The 18,018-nt window shown below is 67.1% G+C and carries 19 protein-coding genes; 4 read left to right on the forward strand and 15 right to left on the reverse strand.

Going from position 1 to position 18,018, the window contains the following annotated elements; genetic code table 11:
* Positions 1-6 precede the first annotated feature (6 nt).
* The 5 genes from gudD to QTH97_RS09000 all read right to left on the reverse strand — a co-directional run bounded on the left by gudD (position 7) and on the right by QTH97_RS09000 (position 5,665).
* Positions 7-1,338 (reverse strand): glucarate dehydratase, encoded by a 1,332-nt coding sequence (gudD, locus tag QTH97_RS08980; RefSeq protein WP_286567778.1) that lies wholly within the window; start codon positions 1,336-1,338, stop codon positions 7-9.
* Between the two features lie 26 nt (positions 1,339-1,364).
* Complete coding sequence (locus QTH97_RS08985; protein WP_286567779.1) at positions 1,365-2,327, reverse strand: Bug family tripartite tricarboxylate transporter substrate binding protein; 963 nt, start codon at positions 2,325-2,327, stop codon at positions 1,365-1,367.
* 96 nt (positions 2,328-2,423) lie between these two features.
* Positions 2,424-3,455 carry a LacI family DNA-binding transcriptional regulator gene (locus QTH97_RS08990; RefSeq protein WP_286567780.1) on the reverse strand — a complete coding sequence of 344 codons (1,032 nt, stop codon included), beginning with the start codon at positions 3,453-3,455 and terminating at the stop codon, positions 2,424-2,426.
* Between the two features lie 39 nt (positions 3,456-3,494).
* Positions 3,495-4,874, reverse strand: coding sequence for an amidase family protein (locus QTH97_RS08995; protein WP_286567781.1), 1,380 nt, complete (start codon positions 4,872-4,874; stop codon positions 3,495-3,497).
* A 119-nt stretch (positions 4,875-4,993) separates the two neighbouring features.
* Complete coding sequence (locus tag QTH97_RS09000; RefSeq protein WP_286567782.1) at positions 4,994-5,665, reverse strand: histidine phosphatase family protein; 672 nt, start codon at positions 5,663-5,665, stop codon at positions 4,994-4,996.
* Between the two features lie 63 nt (positions 5,666-5,728).
* Here QTH97_RS09000 and QTH97_RS09005 point away from each other — a divergent pair, with 63 nt between their 5' ends.
* Complete coding sequence (locus QTH97_RS09005; protein WP_286567783.1) at positions 5,729-6,439, forward strand: alpha/beta fold hydrolase; 711 nt, start codon at positions 5,729-5,731, stop codon at positions 6,437-6,439.
* Positions 6,440-6,462: 23 nt separating this feature from the next.
* On the opposite strand, the gene pcp is transcribed toward QTH97_RS09005, so the two are convergent.
* From pcp to QTH97_RS09045, 8 genes are read right to left on the reverse strand one after another with little or no spacing between them, the layout of a single operon-like run.
* Positions 6,463-7,113 (reverse strand): pyroglutamyl-peptidase I, encoded by a 651-nt coding sequence (gene pcp, locus QTH97_RS09010; protein ID WP_286567960.1) that lies wholly within the window; start codon positions 7,111-7,113, stop codon positions 6,463-6,465.
* Between the two features lie 11 nt (positions 7,114-7,124).
* On the reverse strand, positions 7,125-7,865 hold the full coding sequence (gene pxpA / locus QTH97_RS09015; protein ID WP_286567784.1) for a 5-oxoprolinase subunit PxpA: 741 nt from the start codon (positions 7,863-7,865) through the stop codon (positions 7,125-7,127).
* Positions 7,855-8,898 carry a 5-oxoprolinase subunit C family protein gene (locus QTH97_RS09020; protein WP_286567785.1) on the reverse strand — a complete coding sequence of 348 codons (1,044 nt, stop codon included), beginning with the start codon at positions 8,896-8,898 and terminating at the stop codon, positions 7,855-7,857. Before QTH97_RS09020 ends, pxpA begins: the two co-directional genes overlap by 11 nt.
* Positions 8,898-9,560, reverse strand: a complete 663-nt coding sequence (gene pxpB, locus QTH97_RS09025; protein WP_286567786.1) for a 5-oxoprolinase subunit PxpB — start codon at positions 9,558-9,560, stop codon at positions 8,898-8,900. The genes QTH97_RS09020 and pxpB overlap by 1 nt, the downstream gene beginning before the upstream one ends.
* Before the next feature lie 52 nt (positions 9,561-9,612).
* Positions 9,613-10,116 carry a pantetheine-phosphate adenylyltransferase gene (gene coaD / locus QTH97_RS09030; protein ID WP_286567787.1) on the reverse strand — a complete coding sequence of 168 codons (504 nt, stop codon included), beginning with the start codon at positions 10,114-10,116 and terminating at the stop codon, positions 9,613-9,615.
* A gap of 44 nt (positions 10,117-10,160) precedes the next feature.
* Positions 10,161-10,805 carry an RsmD family RNA methyltransferase gene (locus QTH97_RS09035; protein WP_444813406.1) on the reverse strand — a complete coding sequence of 215 codons (645 nt, stop codon included), beginning with the start codon at positions 10,803-10,805 and terminating at the stop codon, positions 10,161-10,163.
* A 30-nt stretch (positions 10,806-10,835) separates the two neighbouring features.
* Positions 10,836-12,194 carry a M16 family metallopeptidase gene (locus QTH97_RS09040; protein WP_286567788.1) on the reverse strand — a complete coding sequence of 453 codons (1,359 nt, stop codon included), beginning with the start codon at positions 12,192-12,194 and terminating at the stop codon, positions 10,836-10,838.
* Positions 12,195-12,211: 17 nt separating this feature from the next.
* A complete protein-coding gene (locus QTH97_RS09045) occupies positions 12,212-13,669 on the reverse strand; it encodes a M16 family metallopeptidase (protein WP_286567789.1) in 1,458 nt (485 codons plus the stop codon).
* 29 nt (positions 13,670-13,698) lie between these two features.
* Here QTH97_RS09045 and ftsY point away from each other — a divergent pair, with 29 nt between their 5' ends.
* The 3 genes from ftsY to rpoH all read left to right on the forward strand — a co-directional run bounded on the left by ftsY (position 13,699) and on the right by rpoH (position 16,502).
* Positions 13,699-14,883: a signal recognition particle-docking protein FtsY gene (gene ftsY, locus QTH97_RS09050; protein WP_286567790.1), complete on the forward strand. Its 1,185-nt coding sequence runs from the start codon at positions 13,699-13,701 to the stop codon at positions 14,881-14,883.
* Between the two features lie 69 nt (positions 14,884-14,952).
* Complete coding sequence (locus QTH97_RS09055; RefSeq protein WP_286567791.1) at positions 14,953-15,414, forward strand: Mpo1 family 2-hydroxy fatty acid dioxygenase; 462 nt, start codon at positions 14,953-14,955, stop codon at positions 15,412-15,414.
* 146 nt (positions 15,415-15,560) lie between these two features.
* Entirely contained in the window at positions 15,561-16,502 is a 942-nt protein-coding gene (gene rpoH, locus QTH97_RS09060) for an RNA polymerase sigma factor RpoH (RefSeq protein WP_286567792.1), read from the forward strand.
* A gap of 48 nt (positions 16,503-16,550) precedes the next feature.
* On the opposite strand, the gene QTH97_RS09065 is transcribed toward rpoH, so the two are convergent.
* On the reverse strand, positions 16,551-17,384 hold the full coding sequence (locus tag QTH97_RS09065) for a DNA alkylation repair protein (protein ID WP_286567793.1): 834 nt from the start codon (positions 17,382-17,384) through the stop codon (positions 16,551-16,553).
* A 10-nt stretch (positions 17,385-17,394) separates the two neighbouring features.
* The gene (locus QTH97_RS09070) at positions 17,395-18,012 is read right to left on the reverse strand and encodes an SCO family protein (protein WP_286567794.1); all 618 of its coding nucleotides are present in this window, start codon (positions 18,010-18,012) and stop codon (positions 17,395-17,397) included.
* Between the last annotated feature and the right edge of the window lie 6 nt (positions 18,013-18,018).

Genomic DNA, 18,018 nt, shown 5'->3' on the forward strand with positions numbered 1-18,018 from the left:
CGGGGCTCAGCGGTCGAAGGCCGGACGCTTGGGGTTGAAGGTCCAGCCGGGAATCAGGCTCTGCATGGCGACGGCGTCGTCGCGAGCGCCCAGGCCATGCTGCTTGTAGAGCTGGTGCGCCTTCTCGACTTCGGCCATGTCGAGTTCGACGCCGAGGCCAGGCTTCTTCGGCACCTGCACCAGCCCGCCTTCGATGCGCAACGGTTCCTTGGTCAGGCGTTGCCCATCCTGCCAGATCCAGTGCGTGTCGATCGCGGTCACCCGGCCCGGCGCGGCGGCGCCGACCTGCGTGAACATGGCGAGCGAAACATCGAAATGGTTGTTGGAATGCGAGCCCCAGGTGAGGCCCCAGTCCCGGCAGGTCTGCGCGACGCGCACCGAACCCGCCATGGTCCAGAAGTGCGGATCGGCCAGCGGGATGTCGACCGATTGCAGGGACAGCGCATGCGTCATCTGGCGCCAGTCGGTGGCGATCATGTTCGTGGCCGTCGGCAGCCCGGTGGCGCGCCGGAACTCGGCCATGACTTCGCGACCCGAGAAGCCTTCCTCGGCTCCACAGGGGTCTTCGGCATACGCAACGACGCCGCGCATGTCGCGCATCAAGCGGATCGCGTCCTTCAGCAGCCAGCCGCCGTTCGGGTCGAGCGTGACTCGCGCTTCCGGAAAGCGCTCGTGCAGCGCCGTGACGGCCTCGGTTTCCTCCTCGCCTCGCAGCACGCCGCCCTTGAGCTTGAAGTCGTTGAAGCCGTAACGCTCGCGTGCCGCTTCGGCCAGGCGAACGATGGCTTCCGGCGTCATGGCCTTCTCGTGGCGCAGCCGGGACCAGTCGTTGTCGGCCTGCGGCTCGCGTGCATACGGCAGATCGGACTGGTCGCGGTCGCCGACGAAGAAGAGGTAGCCGAGCATCTCGACCGCGTCGCGTTGCTGCCCTTCGCCGAGCAGGGCGGCGACGGGTACTTCCAAATGCTGTCCCAGCAGGTCGAGCAGCGCGGATTCGACGGCGGTCACGGCATGGATGGTGGTGCGCAGGTCGAAGGTCTGCAGGCCGCGGCCGCCGGCGTCGCGGTCGGCAAACTTCTGCTGCACCTGCTGCAGCACGCGCTGGTGTGCGCCGATCGGCTGGCCGACGACGAGGTCGCGGGCATCTTCGAGGGTCTGGCGGATCTTCTCGCCACCCGGCACTTCGCCCACGCCGGTGCGCCCGGCGTTGTCGGTGAGGATCAGCAGGTTGCGCGTGAAGAACGGACCGTGCGCGCCGCTGAGGTTGAGCAGCATGCTGTCGCGGCCGGCGACCGGGATCACGCGCAGTTCGGTGATGACAGGGGTGGAGGTGGTCATGGGATTCGCTCAGGACGGTGGGGCTGTCAATCGATGGTGATCTTGCCGGTCTCGATCACTTTCTTCCAGCGTGCGAACTCCTGTTGCTGGAAGGCGGCGAACTGGGCCGGCGTGTTGGCGACGACTTCGAGGCCGATCGCCACGAACTGTTGCTTGACCGCCGGGTCGTTGAGCGCAGCGGCCATCGAATCGTGTGCCTTGGTGCGCACGGCCGCGGGCAGACCCTTGGGTGCCACGATCGCCTGCCACGAATACACCTCGACGTTCTTGACGCCCGCTTCGGCGATGGTAGGCACATCGGGCAACACAGGCGAGCGTTTTTCGCCGGTGACGGCCAGCGCCCTGAGCTTGCCTGCATTGATGTTCTGAACGACGGCGTTGACGTTCTGGAAAGAGGCGTCCACCTGGCCGCCGAGCAGGTCGGTGATGGCCGGCGCGCCGCCCTTGTACGGCACGTGCAGGCCGCTGGTACCGGTCTGCTGCCAGAACAACTCGGCCGTGAGGTGGTCGCTCGAACCGTTGCCCGAAGAGGCGAAGGTCATCTTGCCCGGGTTGGCCTTGAGAGAGGCGATCACGTCCGCCACGGTCTTGTGCGGCGATTTCGCGGGCACCACCAGCACGTTGGGGGCCTGCACCGCCACGGTGATGAGATCGAAATCCTTCAGCGCGTCGTATTGCATGCCCTTGATGAGGTGTGGCGCGATGACGAGCGGTCCGAGCGAGGTCACGAGAAAGGTCGAGCCGTCGGGCGCCGAGCGCTTGACCTGCGTGGCGCCGATGGTGCCCGTGGCGCCCGCCTTGTTGTCGACGAGGAATGGCTGGCCCAGCTTGTCGGTCAGCTTGGGACCGATGGCGCGAGCGACCATGTCGGTGGACCCGCCGGCGGGGAATGGCACGACGAGGGTCACCGGCTTTTGCGGCCAATCCTGTGCGTGCACGGAGGTGGCTGCGGCGAGGCCGATGGCAAGGAAGGTCAACAAGGACTTCATGGGCTTGTCTCTTTCATGGTAGCGCTATCTTTCGGAAGTGAAATGATAGCGCTACCGTTTTGACGCGCAAGCGATCCGTCTAGGGGTTTACGCGAGTCATGTGCTGGCGCGGTCGATGATCGAGAAGCCGACGTCAACGATCCGCGGCCCGGTCTGTCGACCCTCGGCGCGATCCACGATGAACTGCGCGGCAGTGCGGCCGATGGTGGCGCCGTCGATGCGAACGGTCGTCAAGGCAGGATTCAGGTCCGCGGAAAACTCGAGGTCTCCGAAACCGACGACCGCCAGTTGCTCCGGCACCGCGATCCCTCGCGATTGCGCTTCCACCAGCACGCCCAATGCAACCAGGTCGGAACTGCAGAACACGGCGTCGATGTCCGGAACATCGCGCAGCAGGTCGGCCAGCGCACCGCGCCCGCTCTTCAGGGTGGTCGGCGCAGGCACCTGGATCACGGGAACATCGCGTAGCCCGGCCGCGCGCGCCGCATCCCGAAACGCCTGATGGCGCCGCTGCGAGCGCTCGTCGTCGCCGGCCACGACCGCGAGTCGGCTTCTCCCCTTGCGATGAAGGAAATCCACCACTGCGCGACCCACATCGGGGTGTGAAAAACCCACGATCATGTCCAGCGGCGTGGGCGTCAGGTCCCAGGTCTCGACCACCGGAATGCCGGCGGCGAGCAGGCGCTTGCGCCCCTCGGGCGAATGCATGATGCCGGTCAGCACGATGCCATCGGGTCGACGTCCGATGATGGCTTCGAGCAGCGCGTCCTCGCGCGAATCAACGTAGCCGCTCTGGCCCAGCATCAGTTGGTAGCCCCGTTCCGCGAGCGCTTCCGTCAGCGATTGCACGGTCTGGAGGAACACCGGCCCGGTCATGGTGGGCACCACGGCGGCGACGAGGCGACTGCGGGTCGATGCCAGCCCGCCCGCGAGCACGTTGCGCACATAGCCGGTACGGCCCACGGCGTCGGTGACTTTCTTCAGGACTTCGGCCGAGACCTGCTTGGGCGAACTCAAGGCGCGCGACGCGGTGATGGGCGCGACACCCGCGAGCTTTGCGACGTCGTGCAGGGTGACCGCGCCGCTGCCCCGGCGGGCGCGTCGAACAGGGGTGCCGTCTTTGCTCATCGGGCCATTCTAGGCCGACGATAGCGCTACCGCGACGACTCAGGCGTAGCTGGGCGGCGGCACGAACCCGCCGAACTCGCGCTCCACGGCCTGCGCGAAGGCGATCGTGGTGCGGTCCTCCAGACGCGGGCCGATGACCTGGACTCCGATGGGCAACCCCTCTTCGCTCCGCCCGATCGGAATGGTCGTGGCCGGCAGGCCGGTCAGTGTCGCGATGCTCGACCAGACCGCCTGGTCCTGGTACGGGATCTCCTTGCCATCGACTTCCAGCCGCCGCGCTTCCATTTCGCGGTGGTCGTGCGGAAACGCGGGGGTCGGCATGACGGGGCACAGGATCACATCCCATTCCCGGAAGAACGCCCGCCATTGATGGGCAATGCCCAGCCGCTCGCGATCGGCGTGCACCCAGTCGCGATGGCTGGCGCCTCCCGCCTCGGCCGGCATGTCGGCACCGATCACGGCCCACAGAAGTTGCCCCCATAGGGATGCGATGCGCTCCAGGTCCGGCAGCAGCGGACTTGCGCGGCCGACGCGGCAGCCGGCGCGTTCCAGCCCATGGACCAGATGCTGCAAGGAAGAGCGCACAGCGTTCGACGTGGGCAGCATCGGATGCGCTTCGAGCGCCAGCACCCGGAAACCCTGCAGCGCGCTCCGGCGCGCAGGCGGCAGCGCGAGACGGTATGCGACCGCCTCCGCATCGTCGGGGCCGCCAATGACATCCAGCGCCAGCGCGAGATCGCCCGCGCTTCTCGCCATCGGGCCCACGACCCCGAGGTCGATGTCGCTGCCCACGGACAGCGCGGGCGTCCCCGGCGGTGCAAAGCCGCGCATCGGCACGAGCCCGTGTGAGGGCTTGTGGGCGAAGACGCCGCAAAAGTGCGCCGGCACGCGCAGCGACCCGGCCAGGTCCGAACCGAATTCGAGCGACACATAGCCCGCCGCCAGCGCCGCGGCGCCGCCGCCAGACGAGCCACCTGGCGTTCGTGCCGGATCCCAGGGGTTGTTCGTCGTACCGAAGATCGGGTTCGAACTCTGCCAGTCCGCCAGATGCATCGCGATATTGGTCTTGCCGATGACGATGGCGCCGGCTGCCTTGAGGCGCCCGACCAGAACGGCGTCTTCGGCCACCTCGATCTTGTCCGTGCCCGGGATGCCCCAGGTCGTCGGCAGGCCGGCGACGTTGAAGGCTTCCTTGACCGTGAGCGGAACGCCCAGCAACGGGCGCCGCTCGCCGCGCGCGATCGCCGCGTCGGCTGCAGCCGCCGCCTGCCTGGCGCGCTCGAAGTCGCGCACGACGACGGCATTGATCTGCGGATCGGATTTCTCGATGCGATCGACCGAACGCTTCAGCAGTTCGACAGCCGAGACCTGGCCCGTCCGAAGGGCGTCCACAAGCTCGCTGGTGGTTGCGTAGTCCATGGGCAACTGGCCGGTTGATGGCACACGCGTTCATCATGCCGGCGCATCCGCGCACCTGCTTGATCTTCATTGCGATGCGCTTGACGAATCTTGCGCATCCCGGCGTCATGCGCCGCGCTTCACTTCTTCAGGTGTCGGCGCTGGTCATAGGTGGGTTGAGCGGGCAGGTCGGCCAAGTGCCGGGTGTCGGCCCAGTCCACGATCTCCATGAGCGATGGCGCCGTGGCATCGGCGATGCGGATGCGGTTGAAGCCGGCATTGGGAATGTCGCTTTGGCGTGGCCCGTTCAGGCCCAGGCCGCGCACCGTCCGCCAGACCATGTCGAGCACGCCGCCGTGAGTGACCACCAGGACGCTCTGCCCCTCATGCTCGACGGCGATGCGGCCCAGCGCGTCCATGATGCGTGCGTGGAACTGGCGCGGCGATTCGCCCTCGGGCATTGCATGGTCTTCGCGGAATTGGAGCCAGTCTTCCCACGCGCGCGGGTGAAGGTCCTGGATCTCGTCGGCGCGCATGCCTTCGACCACGCCGAAGTTCTGCTCCCGCAGCGCGACCGAGGTGACGATCTCCAAATCGAGCTGCCGCGAAGCCGGTGCGGCCGTCTGCTGTGCACGCATGAGGTCGCTGCTGATCAGGTGCTGCACCGACTCGCCTGCCAAGCGGAGCCCGAGCCGGCGCGCCTGCTCGTGGCCCGTGTCGTTGAGGGGCACGTCGATGTGGCCCTGAAAGCGCAGTTCGCGGTTCCAATCGGTTTCGCCATGGCGGATCAGGATGAGTTCGGTGCTGGGCATGCGCTCATTGTCACCCCCGGGCATGTCCACTTCGTGTAGCGGCCGTTCAACGAGAATTCGCGGATGCCTACTCTTGTCCTGCTGCCCGGGCTCGCCTGCGACGAGCGCCTCTGGGAGGCCCAGTTGCCCGCCCTGCCCTCAGCGCTCGACGTTCGCGTGAGCGATGTCCATATGCGCCACGACCGCATCCCGGCCATGGCCGCGGCGATGCTGGACGAGCACCGCGGCCCACTGATCCTGTGCGGCGCCTCGATGGGCGGGATGATCGCGATGGAAGCTGCGCGCCAAGCGCCCGAACGCGTCGTGGGGCTGGCCCTGCTCGGCACCAATGCACGGCCGGAAACGCCCGACATGTACAAGCTGCGCGAATCGGCGATCGAGCTGTTCGAGCGCGGCGAGGCGCGCGATGTGATCGAGCTCAACGCGGGATTCGCCTTTCACCCCACGCAAGCCGGCGACCCCGCGCTGGTGCGACGCTATGTCGAGTTGGTGCTCGACGCCGGCGCCGCGCAGTTGATTCGTCAGAACCGCGCGCTGATGGAGCGGCCCGATGCGCGGCCGCATCTTTCCGGCCTGCGCTGCCCGGTGCTCGTGCTGTGCGGCGACAGCGACCGCCTCACGCCGCCGGAGTGCTCGCGCGAGATCGCCGCCCTGATGCCCCATGCCGAACTGGTATGGGTTGCACACTGCGGCCACATGCTCACGATGGAAAAGCCCGAGTTCGTCAACACCACGCTCGGCCCATGGCTGCGGCGCCTGCTCGCCGACGCATGAGCCGAACCCGCGCCGGCGCAGGCTCAATGCAGTTGCCCGCCCGCCTCGCGCACGTCTTCCCGCACGGTCAGTGAAGTCCTGACGGCTACGCGCAGTGCGGCAATCACTGTCTCCAGCGCCATGCTCGGCAATCCCGGAAGGCGCGCGACCTGCTCTGGCAAGTAAGGGATGTGAATGAAGCCGCCGCGGATGCCGGGCACCGGCCGGGTCGCGATGCGATGCATCAGGCCGAAGAACAGGTGGTTGCAGACGAAGGTGCCGGCCGTGTTCGACACCGAGGCCGGAATGCCGCCCGCGCGCAGATCCCGCACGATGGCCTTGATCGGCAGCGTCGTGAAGTAGGCGGCAGGCGCACCGGCCACCACGGGCATGTCGATCGGCTGGCAACCCGCGTTGTCGCAGATACGGCCATCGTCGAGATTGATCGCCACCCGCTCGGGCGTGATCTCGCTGCGCCCTCCCGCCTGGCCGATGCCGAGCACCAGGTGCGGCTGCAGCTCGTCGATCGCCGCATCGAGTTCGCGCAGCGCGGCGCCGAACACGCAGGACACGCGACGCGCCTGCACCACTGCCCCTTCGCAGCGCCAGCCCTGGAGCGCACGCGCCGCCTCCCACGAGGGGTTGACGGTGTCCTTGTCGAAGGGCTCGAAGCCGGTCAGCAGGACGTTCACGATGCTCGCAGGATTCAAGCCGTGGCGACCACGGCGATGCCTTCGGCCGTGAGCCGCTCGCGGATGAGGCGCGCAAAGGCCAGAGCATGCGCGCCGTCGCCATGCAGGCAGACGGTCTGCGCGTTGACGGCCACCACACTGCCGTCGATGGCGGTCACCTGGTGGTCGCGCACGAGCGACAGCGTCTGCGCCAGCGACTGTTCCTCGTCCTCGATCAGCGCGCCGGGCTGGCTGCGTGGGACGAGGCTGCCGTCGGGCTGGTAGCCGCGATCGGCGAACACTTCCTCCACCGGCTTCAGGCCCGCGCGATGGGCAGCGCTGATCATGCCGCTGCCGGCCAGGCCGAAAAAGCGCAGCCCCGGGTCGAAACGCCGCACCGCCTCGCAGATCGCCTCAGCGAGCACCGGGTCCTTCACGGCCTGGTTGTAGAGCGCCCCGTGCGGCTTGACGTGGGCCAGCGTGCCGCCTTCGGCCTTGACGATCGCAGCGAGCGCGCCGACTTGGTAGAGCACGCCGGCGACGATCTCCTCGGGCGGCAGGTTCATCGTGCTGCGGCCGAAGTTCTCGCGGTCGGGAAAACTCGGATGGGCGCCGATCGCGACACCGTTGTCGATGGCCCAGCGCACGCACTGCCGCATGGTGTTGGCGTCGCCGGCGTGCCAGCCGCAGGCGATGTTGGCCGAGCTCACGAGCCCGAGCAGGGCTTCGTCGTTGTCGCAGCCTTCGCCGAGGTCGGCGTTGAGGTCAATCTGCATGGCTTGCTCCTTCGGCGGAATTCTGCGCCGGCGCGATCCATCCCGCCGACACGAGGCCTTGCGCCACCTGCGAGAGATAGCGGCGCTGACTGTCCCAGGCCGCGAGCGCCTCCGCCGCATCGACCTGCTGGAGCCGCAGGCGGCCGTTGAGAGGCGCCTGCGCCAGCTTCCAGAGATCTGCGCGGATGACCACTCCGATGCGGGGGTAGCCGCCGGTGGTTTGCGCGTCGCCCATCAGGATGATCGGCTGGCCGGAGGGCGGCACCTGGATCGTGCCGGGAATCACCGCCGACGAAAGCATGTCCGCGCTGCGCTTGCGCTTGAGTTCGGGGCCTTCCAGCCGGCTGCCCATGCGGTTGCTCTGCGGCGTGATGCGCCAGGGTTCGCGCCACATGAGATCGCGCGATGCGACGGTGAACTGCTCGAACTCGGGGCCGGGCATGACGCGCAGCACGATCGAATGGTCGTCGGGGTGGAAACTCCACTCGGGCATCCGCAATCCGAAGGGGCGACGCGCCAGCTGGGCCGCGTTCAAGGCCGGCGCGCCCAGCATCAAATGGTCGCCTGCCTTCAACGCCCGGCCTTCGTGCCCGCCGAAACCGGCCTTGAGGTCCGTGCTGCGGGAGCCGAGGATCAGGGGGACGTCGATGCCGCCTGCAACGGCCAGCCAGGTGCGCAGTCCCTTCTTGGCGATCGAGCGATTGGCGCGTCCCAGCTTGAGCGTCTGCCCGGCACTCACCGGCACGCTCCAGCACGGCCACAGCGGCGCGCTATCCAGGCGGGCATCGAAGTCGTCGCCGGCGATGGCGATGCGAGTGGCCGTTTCGAAGCGCAATTCACACGCGCCCATGGTCAGCTCGAGCCCGGCCGAACCGTCGGCGTTGCCGACCAGGCGATTGGCCAGCGCAAGCGCCAGCGTGTCGAGGGCTCCGCCCGGGCAGATGCCCAGATGCCGATGGCCATGACGGCCCAGGTCCTGCACCGAGGCCATCATCCCCGGCCGCAGCACGGTGACGCTTGCGCGCGCCGCCATCAGAGTTCCACACTTTCCACGACGAAGCGCACATGATCGCCGGGGCGCAGCAAGGTGGGCTCCGCGGCGCTCGGGTCGAACAGCTCCAGCGAGGTTCGTCCGATCAGTTGCCAACCTCCCGGTGAAGCGAGCGGATAGATCCCCGTCTGCTCGCCGCCGATGCCCACGGAGCGGGCCGGCACCGCCAGCCTCGGCTCGGCTCGCCGGGGCGTCGCCAGTTCCGGAGCGAGCCCGCCCATGAATGCGAAGCCGGGCAGGAAGCCCAGCAGGTAGACCACGTAGTCGCCCTCGCTGTGGCGCCGGACGATCTCGGATGGCGTGAGACCCGTGTGCGCCGCGACATCGGCGAGATCGGGGCCAGCCTCACCGCCGTAAGCCACCGGAATCTCGATCTGGCGCCCCTGGATGGAAGCGGCGGCCAACTGCGGCCACGCCGACAGGACCTGCATCTCCAGCTCGACGCCATCTATTTGCGCAGGATCGAAGAGCAGGCTCAGGTTGTTCATCCCCGGCAGCACTTCGCGAACACCCCGCCACCGCAGGGCTTCCGTCGCCAGCGCCCAGATCTGCTGCTGCTGCGCCAATGTGGCCGGCGCCGGCAACTCGCACAAGAGTGCCGCCTCGCCGAGGGAATGCAGGCGGGGCGACGCCGGGCCGTTCATGCCGCCAGCCGCCTGGAGTGGCACGGTGCGCGAAGCGACAAGCCGGGGGGCATCATTCCCGGCCGAGACTGCGGACTTTCGCCATCAGGCTGTCCTGGACGTTGGGCGACACGAACTTGTCGACCTCGCCGCCCAGCATCGCGATCTCGCGCACGAAGGTGCTGGAGATGAACTGGTACTTGTCGCTCGGCGTGAGAAACACGGTTTCGACTTCCGGCATCAGCGAGCGATTCATGCCGGCGAGTTGGAATTCATAGTCGAAGTCGGTCACGGCACGCAGGCCGCGGACCATCGCCTTGCCGCCGCGCGCCACGACGAAATCGCGCAGCAGCCCCGAAAAGCTTTCTACCGTGACCTGGTCGCTGAAGGGGCTCACCGCATCGCGCGCCATGTCGATGCGCTCCTGCAGCGTGAAGAGCGCCTTCTTGTGATGCCCTGCCGCCACGGCGACGATGACCCGCGAAAACAACTGGGTGGCGCGACGCACCACGTCTTCGTGGCCTAGCGTCATGGGGTCGAAGGTGCCGGGGTACACCGCGATCACGTTGTTGGACATGCTTGCTTCCTCCTGGTACAGACGCTTCGGCTAGGTTCGGCGGATTATGCAGCGGCGTCCGGCGCTTGCTGGAGAAGGTGTGCGTGCACGGCACCCGCCTTGAGGTAACGGTAGCCGATCAATCCAAGCGCGGACAGCTCCTCGTCGCTCCATCGACGGGCCGCTTCGAGATAGACGACGCCTCCGGGCCGCAAGGCACGCGCGGCGGCACGCAGCGCCGGCGCGTAGAGGGCGGTGTTCTCGAAAGGCGGGTCCAGGAAAACGGCATGCACGCTCCCGGCCGGCGCGCGCTCGATCGCGGTGACACCATTGCCGCGCTCCACGCGCACGGCGTCGGCAGCGAGCTTGGTCTTGAGCGTCAGCAACTGGGCGACCAGAGCGGGGTCCTGTTCGCACAGCAGCACCGGATTTGCCCCCCGCGACGCGGCTTCCAGGCCCAGCGCACCCGTGCCGGAAAAGGCATCGATGCAGTGCCAGCCCGGCAGTTCACCGCCGCCGGCCCCGGCCAGGCTCGCCAGCCAGTTGAAGAGCGTTTCGCGCACCCGATCCGGCGTGGGGCGCAGGCCGGGCTTGTCAGCGACGGCCAGGCGCGTGCGCTTCCATTGGCCACCGATGATTCGTACGAAATGCGGCGCCTTGGCAAGCTTGGGAGGCGCAGAAATGGCAGGTTTTCGAGGCGTTGGTTTCACGCCCCGAGCTTAACGGCAGCCGCGCGAACTTCAGGGCTTGCCGCCGCCCACCACCACGGTGACCATCCGGTCTGGTTGCAGCTTGCGGGCGAACGCCGCCTTGATGTCCGCCGCCGTGATCGCGTTCATGCGAGCAGTCCAGGTGTCGAGGTAGTCCAGCGGCAGGTCGTTCCACGCGATGTTCGCGACATTGCCCAGCAACTTGCGATTGCTGTCGAGCAGCAGCGGGAAGCCCCCGATGAGGTTGTCCTTCGCCGCCTTCAGCTCGGCCGCGGTCGGGCCCTCGGCGACGAACTTCGCGAGCACATCGCGCGAGACCTTGACCGCCTCGTCCGCCTGGTCGGGACGCGTCTGGAAGCCGATGCGGAACGCACCCGCATGGAGCCCCGGCGCGAAGCTGCTGTAGACGCTGTACGCGAGACCTCGCTTTTCCCGCACCTGTTCGGTCAGCCTCGAGACGAAGCCTCCGCCGCCGAGAACGTAGTTGCCGAGGTTGAGCGCGAAGTGGTCCGGGTCGGCGCGACGGTAGCCGGGCTGGCCGATGATCACGTGCGCCTGCGCGGAATCGTGGGGAATGCGGTCTTCCTTCGCAGCAGCGAGCGGCGCGACCTCGGGCACGGCTGGCAATTCCGCGCACGCGGACGACGATGACGGCAGGCGCGACAGCAAGGCCGTCGCAATCTCGCCGGCCTGCTCGCGCGTCACCGCGCCGACGATGCTGACCTTGGCGCGGCACGGCACGATCAGCTGCTCGTAACGCCGGCGCATCGTGGCGACGTCGATCTGCGCCAGTGTGGCCTCGGTGGTGTCCAGGCCGTAGGGATGCGTCCCATAGACCGCCTGCGAGAACGCCTTTTCGGCGATCGTCGCGGGCTTCGTGTTGGCTTCCCGGATGGCGGCATTGATGCGCTCGCGCTCGCGCTTCCACACGTCTTCGGGAAAGGCTGGCTCGCCGATCTCGCGTGAGGCGAGGCGTACCGCCTTGTCGAGGAGTTCAGGCTTGGAGAGCGTGCGGAGCGTGAAGCTGGTGCGATCCGAACCGGCACCCGCGCCGAAGTCGGCGCCCAGGTCGGCCCAGGCTTCGCCAAGGGCGTTCTGGTCCATTGCGGGCTCGCTGCCGCTGGCGCGAATGCCCTTTTCGACCATGCCTGCCGTCACGGAAGCCAGGCCAGCCTGCGCGGGAGGATCGCGCCGACCGCCCGCATCGAAGTCGATCTGGACATCGACGATGGGCAGCGCGTTGGTGGCGGCGAGATAGACCTTCGCGCCGCTCGGCAGCGACCAGTGCTGGATCGGAATGGCCGCGTGGGCGCCGGAACCGAAGACCACCGTCGCGACGGCAATGACGGCATGGCGCGAAATGCGTCGGATATCGAATGGGATGAACATGCGGATTCAGCCTTGTTTCAGCGCAGTTCGCCGGCCGGCGCTGCAAAGCCGCGGGGACGGCGGGCGGTCTCGGGCGGCAGGGGTCGCAGCACGGCGGCGGTGAGCTGGTCGTCGCCGAAGTACTTGGCCGCGACGGCCTGGACCTGTTGCGCGGTCACGCCCTGGAGCCGTTCGATGATTCGCTCGCTCGCGTCCAACGGCAGGCCCTGTACCCAGTTGCTTCCGAGTTCGCGCGCCTGCGACATCACCGAATCGAGCTTGTAGGTTTCGCTGGCGACCCACTGCGTCTTCACGCGGGCCAGCTCGGCTTCGCCGATGCCTTGGCGGGCGATCTTTGCCACTTCAGCGCGGAGTGCGGCTTCGACCGCTTCCGTGGTCTTGCCGGCTGCGGGAACGCCATCCAGCACGAACAACTGCGGACCGCGACCGACGAAGCCCGAATACGCACCCGCCGAATCAGCCACGCGATCGGGCCCCTGCGTCAATGCGCGGTCGAGCCGCGAGCCCGGATAGCCGTCGAGCACCGCCGCCAGCACCACCAGCGCATAAGGATCGATATCGCCCTTGAACTTGTCCGTGGGGTCGATCTGCGGCACGCGGTACGCGAGCGACACGTAGGCCTGCTCGGCGGGCGCCTTGAACTCGATGCGGCGGATGCCACGCTGCGCGGGTTCGGTGCGCGGCTTGCGAGCCGGCACCGCGCGCGCCGGGATCGAGCCGTAGTACTTCTCGGCCCAGGCACGCACCTTGGTCACATCGACGTCGCCGGCCACGACGATCGCCGCGTTGGCCGGGGTGTACCAGTGCTTGAAGAAGGCGCGTGCATCCTCCGGCGTCATCGCGTCGAGATCGCTCATCCAGCCGACCACGGGCCGGTGATACGGCGAGGCGGTGAAGACGGCGGCGTTCTGCTGCTCGCCGAGCAGGGAGCGCGGCTGGTCTTCGGTGCGCATGCGGCGCTCTTCCTTGACAACCTCGATCTCTCGCTTGAATTCGTCGTCCGCCCACTGGTTGTTGCCGAAGCGGTCCGATTCCAGCTTCATCACCTGCTCGAGCTTGTCGGCGGGGATCTGCTGGTAGTACCCGGTGTAGTCGCGGGTGGTGAAGGCGTTTTCGCGCCCGCCGAGGGCGGCGACGCGGCGGGAGAACTCGCCCGGTTTCAGCTCCTTGGTGCCCTTGAACATCATGTGCTCCAGGACGTGGGCAACGCCCGAAGTGCCGTCGACCTCGTCCATCGAGCCGACCCGGACCCAGAGCATCTGGACCGCAGTGGGTGCCCGGCGGTCGGGCTTCACGATCAAGGTCATGCCGTTGGAAAGCGTGAACTGCTCGGCCGGCACCGGGGCGGTCGAAGCCGCTGAAGGCGCAGGCGTGGAAGGGGGAGTTTGCGCGTGGACGGGCAGAACCCAGGGCGCCATCAGCACCGAGGCCAGCACCGCACCAAACGCAGCGCGGCGTGGCGAGGGGTGTTTCATAGAATGGCTCGGATTGTAAAAACCACGCAATGTTCAGTTTCTTCAAGAAAAAACCGCCATCCGAGGCACAAATGCCGTCTGCGGCACCCGCGGAGACGCCGGCCGAGGCGCCCGCAGAGGCGGCGGCACCGGCGAAGTCGGTCTTTTCGCCTTCCACCTGGTTTGGCGGCAAGCCAGCGGTGGCAGAGCCACCACCGCCTGCGCCGGCGGCCCCGCCCGTTGCTGCACCCGCGCCGGAACCGACCGTTGCCCCGCCGCCGCCGCCGCCTCCGCCTCCGCCTCCTATGCTCGCACCGGCACCCGCGCCAGCACCGGAGCGCACCGGCTGGCTCGGCAAGCTCAAGAGCGGCCTGCGCAAGACCGGCAACAGCATCACGGCCGCCTTCGTCAACGCCCAGATCGACGACGCCCTCTACGAAGAACTCGAAGAAGCCCTCCTGATGGCCGATACCGGCGTCAAGGCCACGGAGCACCTCCTCGAGGATCTGCGCCGCCGGGTCAAGAGCAACATGGCTACCGACGCCGCACAGGTGAAGGTGCTCCTGGCCGACGCGATCGCGGACTTGCTGCGCCCCCTCGAGAAGTCGCTGGTGATCGGGCAGTACACGCCGACCGTGATCATGGTGGCCGGCGTCAACGGCGCGGGCAAGACGACGTCGATCGGCAAGCTCACCAAGCACCTGGCCAACGAAGGCGCTTCGGTGCTGCTCGCGGCGGCCGATACCTTCCGGGCGGCAGCGCGCGAGCAATTGCTGGTCTGGGCCGATCGCAACACGGTGGAAATCGTCAGCCAGGAAGGCGGGGACCCCGCTGCCGTGAGCTTCGACGCGGTCAACGCCGGCAAGGCGCGCGGCAAGGACGTGGTGCTGGTCGACACGGCCGGCCGGCTGCCAACGCAAATCCACCTGATGGACGAGTTGAAGAAGATCAAGCGCGTGGTCACGCGGGCCGATGCGACCGCCCCTCACGAGATCCTGCTGGTGATCGACGGCAACACGGGGCAGAACGCGCTGGCGCAAGTCAGGGCCTTCGACGAAGCCCTGGGCCTGACGGGGCTGGTCGTCACCAAGCTGGACGGAACAGCCAAGGGCGGCGTGCTGTGCGCCATCGCCCGCGAGCGGCCGATCCCCGTCTATTTCATCGGGGTGGGCGAAAAACTGGAAGACCTGGAAACATTCAACGCCCGGGAGTTCGCCCAGGCCCTGCTCGGGTAGAAATCCCGAGCGACCGGAGCGGAGCGGTCTGGCATCATCTTCGGCGCAAGAACAAGCCGAGGAGACAAGATGAACACCGCAGCCGCCCCGCTGACGGGCAGCGACAGGAAAGTCGACCGACTGCTCGCGCACTATGGCGAAAGCCACCAGAACCCGATCAACGAGGCCATTCACATGGTGGCGATCCCGGCCATCATGTTCAGCATCGTCGGGCTGCTTTTTGCGCTGCACCCCTGGGTGGCCTATGCATTCGTGGCGGCGAGCCTCGTGTACTACGCGATGCTGCGGTCTCCCGCGTTCCTGATCACCATGCTCATGGGTACTGTCGCGCTGATCGCGGCAGTTCAGGCGCTGGGCGATCTTGTTTTTCCGGTTTCCGCCGCTATTTTTGTCGTGGCATGGATTTTCCAGTTCATCGGCCACAAGATCGAAGGCAGGAAACCTTCCTTCTTCGAAGACATCCAATACCTCTGGGTCGGCCCGCTGTTCGTCCTGTCAAGGATCTTCCTGCGACTCGGGATCCGCTGGTAGGGCGTCGCCGTCGCCGATTCGGGCATTTGTCCATGGGCAGACGCTATCGACCCGATTAAAAATAGGTGGGAACCCTTACCTTAGCACTCCCTCTAACCGAGTGCTAATATGGTCAGCATATGGCCAAGAACGAAGGAGTTTCCCGAATGACAACACTGTCTGGAGCCTCTGCCAACCAGCTTGCCGTCGCCAATCCGTGGTCGATGGTGCCCCCGCTGGGTAACCTGGACGCCTACATCTCGGCAGCCAACCGCTTGCCGCTGCTGACGCTCGAGGAAGAGCAGGGCTACGCGCGCAAATTGCGCGACAACAACGATCTCGAAGCCGCTGGTGCGCTGATCCTGTCTCACCTGCGCCTCGTCGTCTCCATTTCCCGCCAATACCTGGGCTACGGGCTGCCGCACGGCGACCTGATCCAGGAGGGCAATGTCGGCCTGATGAAAGCCGTGAAGCGCTTCGACCCCGACCAGGGCGTGCGGCTGGTGAGCTACGCCATGCACTGGATCAAGGCGGAGATTCACGAGTACATCCTGAAGAACTGGCGCATGGTCAAGGTCGCGACGACCAAGGCCCAGCGCAAGCTGTTCTTCAACCTGCGCTCGATGAAGCAGGGCTTCAAGGCCGATTCCGCCGCTGCCGATGGTGGGACGCACCGCGACACCCTGAGCCCTGACGAGGTCTCGCAGATGGCGACCCGGTTGAACGTCAAGCCCGAAGAAGTGCTGGAGATGGAAACACGCCTCTCCGGAGGCGACGTTCTGCTCGACCCGAGCCCGTCCGACGACGGCGACGAAGGCTTCGGCCCCATTGCCTACCTCGCGGACGCGAGCCAGGAGCCGACAGCCCAGCTCGAATCGCAGCAGCGCGACCGTCTTTCGACCGACGGCATCTCGACCGCCCTGGAAGCCCTGGACGATCGCAGCCGCCGCATCGTGGAAGAGCGTTGGCTCAAGGTCAACGACGATGGCTCGGGCGGCATGACCTTGCACGACCTGGCAGCGGTCTACGGCGTGAGCGCCGAGCGCATCCGCCAGATCGAAGTGGCGGCCATGAAGAAGATGAAGAAGGCGCTGGCGGAATACGCTTGAGCGTCTCCCAACCCGAAAAAGCCCGGCCTCGTGCCGGGCTTTTTGGTTTCAGGGCTCCCCGCCCGTTCGCTTCGACAGGGTCCGCAGCGCGCGCCGCACGATGTAGCGCGTCTCGGCCACGTCGCTTTCCAAAAGCCAGCGCGCGCAAGTCTCTTCGACCCAGTCAGGCTGGGTCCGGCTGGCGTCATTGAGCCAGTTGGCGACCGAGTTCTGCACGTACCGGCTGGGGTCCGCGCGCAGCGGCTCCAGCAATTCCACTCCAGCCCACGGCTCGGCCTTCAGCCGCTCGATCTGCGCGCACCAGACGCCCCGGGGGCGGGTGAGTTCGCTGGCGAAGCGGCGGATGTTCGGGTCAGGATCCATCACCCACGGCTGAAGAAGCCGCAGCGCATCGTCAAGCGACCGGATCGTCGCGTCCCGCACCGCCATCCAGGCCATTTCACGCACGCCGAAATGCAAATCCGCGGCAAAGCGGCGAACCGCGCCCAGTTGCTCGGGCAACACAAGCCCCGACATGGCGATCCACTGCGTCGCCCAGCAGCGCGCCACGTCGCTGGGATGGGTGGCCAGCAGATGCGCCACGGCATCGGGTTCCGGATGCTGCGCCGTCAGGTCATAGAGCGCGCGGGCGATGTGGCCGTGGCGCTGCATCGGCTTGAAGGCCGCCAGCATCGCGAAGGTATCGCTCAGACGCTCGCTGCCGGGATCGAGCCCGATGTGGCTCGCCACGCTGCGCGCCAGGCGAGGGAGTTCAAGCGCCAGGAACTCGTTCAGGTTGACGGTTTCCAGCAAACCGTCGTTGAGGGCATCCAGCACTTCCGGCGGAATCAGGGCAATGCGGAAAGCGCCTTTTCGCCGCCGGAGATGATCGACGCTGCCCACGGCGCCCGGCTCAGGACTTCAGCAGGGCCTTGATGTCCGACACCATCGCCGGCACGCCCGCGCCGTAGCGCGCGTAGAGGCGCAAGCGGCCCTGCGGGTCGTACACGAAGCTGGCCGCCGAGTGGTCCATCGAATAGCTGGTGGGCGTCTTGCCGTCCACCTTCTTGAAATAGACCTTGAAGTCCTTCGTCATGGCCGCGAGCTGGTCGGGCGTCGGAATCAGCGCGACGAAGGACGGGTCGAACGCGCCCATGTAGGCCTTCATCACCTCCGGCGTGTCGCGCGCCGGATCGACGGTGACGAACAGCACCTGCAACTTGTCGCCGTCCGCGCCGAGCTGTTGCTTGACCTGCGCCATTTCCGACATGGTGGTCGGGCAGACATCCGGGCACTGGACATAGCCGAAGAACAGCACGACCGCCCTGCCCTTGAAGTCGGCCATCGTCCGAACGCGGCCCTCGGCGTCGGTCAGCGAGAAATCCTTCGCGTAGTCCGCGCCCGTGATATCGACCGCATTGAAGCTGGGCTTGGACTCGGTGCAGGCCGCGAGATTCACGCCCGCAATGGCAGCCACGCCAGCCCAGGTCGCCGTCCTCACCATCCATTGGAGAGCTTGCCGCTTGTTCATTGAATG

It is taken from the genome of Variovorax gracilis, from assembly GCF_030317115.1.
Lineage (GTDB): Bacteria > Pseudomonadota > Gammaproteobacteria > Burkholderiales > Burkholderiaceae_C > Variovorax > Variovorax gracilis.